The sequence below is a fragment of the Polaromonas sp. P1_G4 genome (genome assembly GCF_056405475.1).
In genome coordinates this window covers 1-3,031 of the sequence record NZ_JBFUCA010000503.1, presented here as the reverse complement: position 1 = coordinate 3,031, position 3,031 = coordinate 1, and the positions used below count along the sequence as shown (strand labels likewise).

Genomic DNA, 3,031 nt, shown 5'->3' with positions numbered 1-3,031 from the left:
CAATTCAATACTCACCCACCCTACCTCGGCAAAAACAGCAACCAGTAAATCAACAACACGTTGACCAGCACACTCACGCCCAGCAGCAGCTTCCACAACATCACAGGATCCCGCTGGATCAAAGGCGTGGCCTGCGGTGCTGTCAGCGGCCGCGAGGCGCCCCGCTCCAGCGCCAGCAACAATTCTTCGGCGGTTTCGAAGCGCCGGCGCTTGTCGCGCGCCACGGCCTTGAGCACGATGTGGTCCAGCCAGATGGGCACTTCGGGATTGATGCGGCTGGGCGCAACAGGGTCGCGGTAATACCGCCCAGCCTGGTAGGGCAGCACCTCTCCATACGGCAGGCGCGCGGTCAGCAACTGGTACAGCGTCACACCCAGCGCGAACAAATCGCTTTGCGCATCGGGCAGCTCCTCCGGCCCATCTGTGCTGCTTGCGCTGAAGCCCCATTGCTCGGGATTGATAAAACTGGGCGTGCCGGCGTGCAGCTTTCGCATCGCTTCGGGCTCGCGCCCGCTCAATGCCACGCCGAGATCCAGCAGCCGTAGCACGCCATCTTCGCCCTGATGGAGATTGGCGGGCTTGATGTCGCGATGGATCACGCACTGGCGGTGCAATCGGCCCAGCGCCCGCGCGGCCTGGGTGGCCACGCCCAGCACCTGCTCCACGCTGAACTTGTGGCGGCGGTCAAGCTGCTGCTGAAGTGTCTCGCCGCTGTGCCAGTCATACAGCAGGTAAAACGCGCTGCGCTCCTGACCGTTCGGCAGGCGTTCATGGAGGTTGACCAGATGCCCTGCAGCCCTGCCCGACTGCATGCGCAGGGCCAGCCAGGCCTCGTGGGCCAGCATGGCACGCTCTTCTTCATCATGCGACCTCGACGGGTGCAGCGTCTTGAGGGCATACAGCACCCGTGTAGCGGGATCGCGCACCTGATACAGCACATTGATGCCGTTGTCGGCCACCGGCGCCGTTACACTCAGGCCGTCCATCACATCGCCCACCTTCAGGCGGGGCGGAATGGGCAAGGTCTGCGCAATGCGGTTGACGTCCTGCAGTGTTGCGTCGAGCAAGCCGCGCACCCGCACCACTACGGCCGTCACGTTGTCGTTGCTGCCGGCCGCCAGGGCCGCCTCGACCAGGTTCTGACTTGCAAGCTGGGCGTCGGCAGACGCCTCAAGATCGGCAAAACCCTGCAGCCGCACGTCACGCACCACGCCGTGCACGCCGTCCGTCAGCAGCACAAAAACATCGCCGACCTGCAGGTCACCCTGCATGTAGTCCACCACCACATGGTCCTCGGCCCCCACCGAACGCAGCAACTGGTGCCGAAAGTCCGGGTGATTGACTGCATGGTCGTGYGTGAGCTGCTGGGTTTTGCCGCCGCGCAGCAGATAGGCCCGCGAATCGCCGACATGCGCCAGCGTGTACGACTGCCCGCGCAGTACCAGCGCCGTGAGGGTGGTCAGGCCCATGGCCGGACTGCGGCGCTGGTTGATACCCGCCAGCCAGGCGTTTTGCGCCCCGATGATGCGGTCCAGGGCCACGGTGGTGTCCCACGTTTCGGGCGTGCCGTAGTAGTCACGGACCAGGCTGGTCACGGTGGTCTGCGCCGCCTCACGGCCCATGCCGCCTGTGCTCACGCCATCGGCAATCGCCACGATGGAACCCATACCCTCCTGCCCCGCCTCGGGCAGCATCGCAGCGCAAAAGTCTTCGTTGGTGTTCTTGCGGCCCGCCAATGAAGCGAAGCCAATGTCCAGATCAAATGCCATGCACCAAGATAAGCAAGTTTAATGCCCGAATTTGGTGCATCGCAACAATACACGACTGGCGTGCAGGCCCTAGCCCACCAGCATTTGCATGCTGTGTTCGTACTGGGCCGACAGCTGCTCAAAGACGTCGAGGAGGTCTTCGCTGGCCGTCGCCAGACCCTCCAGGCGCCGGGGATCTTTGTCCATGGCAAGCGCGCCCTCGCGCATGTGCTGCCAGCTGATGGCCGCCCGGTCCAGCGACAGGCGGATGTCCTTGCTGGTCAGCGGAATGTCGTTCAGGTATTGCAAGGCCTGCTCGAATGCCGCCTGGGACTCGGCCATGCCGGCCTCGCTGCGGGCCAGCGTTGCCTTGCCACCCGTGGCCCTGAGCAGGGCATATTTGGCAAAACGCTGGCTCAGCATGCGCTGCCGGCCAGCCAGGTTCAGCATCTGCAAGGGAGGCATTGCGCCGGCGCTCTCCAGGCTGCTGGTCATGCGCTCGGCATCCTGCAAAAGCAGGTCTGCCAGTTCATCCAGGTGAGCCATGCTGCCAGCGGCGGGCGTGTCCTGCAAGGCAATCTTGAGCCGCCCCCAGGTAATGGACACCTGCCCGAGCAGGTCTCCAAATGTGGGCTGCGAAAGGCTTTTCCCCAGCGAAACCAGGTTGGCGTCGATGCGCAGCACCGACTCTTTCAGCAGCTCTTTGGCCCGGGCGGCCTGCACCCCCGCAAGCTGCAGCAGGGCAAGCTTGACCAGCCGCTGCGACAACATGCGCAACTGGCCGGAACGGTTGACATCCTCGGCGAAGCGCGCCGAATGGATGATGTGCTCCGACACCTGCCCCAGCCGCTGGTTGGTATGCATGGAGGCTGTCCGCAAAATGTGGAAAGCGTCGTCGTCCGACATCTGCCGGGCCCGCATCAAAATACCTTTGGCCCGGTCCACCGCCTTGCGCTCTTCAAGCCGGCTGGCGGCCTCCTGCACCTGGGCACGCAGGGCCTGCTCGCGGGTAAAACGCGCCTTGGCGAGGTGAATGAGGGGCCGCAGGCGCTGCGCACCATAACCGTTGACCACATAGGCATGAACCCCCACCTCGGTGGCCCGCGTGATCTTTCCCGCGTCTGTGTCGCTGGTGAAAACAATGACGGGACACGGCGCCGTGTCAGCCACCAGCTGCAGCACCTTGAAAAGCTCATCACCCGGAAGCGGGTCATGGCAAATCACCACATCGGGTGCTTGCCGAAGCACTTCCTGCACCAGTTTGCTGCGCTCATCCACAGGCC

At 63.9% G+C, this 3,031-nt stretch carries 2 protein-coding genes; both read right to left on the bottom strand.

Annotated features, from left to right (window positions below; all coding sequences use genetic code 11):
* Positions 1-20: 20 nt before the first annotated feature.
* Entirely contained in the window at positions 21-1,769 is a 1,749-nt protein-coding gene (locus tag AC1D1X_RS19535; RefSeq protein ID WP_477671578.1) for a bifunctional protein-serine/threonine kinase/phosphatase, read from the bottom strand.
* Between the two features lie 69 nt (positions 1,770-1,838).
* Positions 1,839-3,031: type IV pili methyl-accepting chemotaxis transducer N-terminal domain-containing protein (locus AC1D1X_RS19530; protein ID WP_477698939.1), on the bottom strand; the 1,193-nt coding region annotated here is incomplete at its 5' end.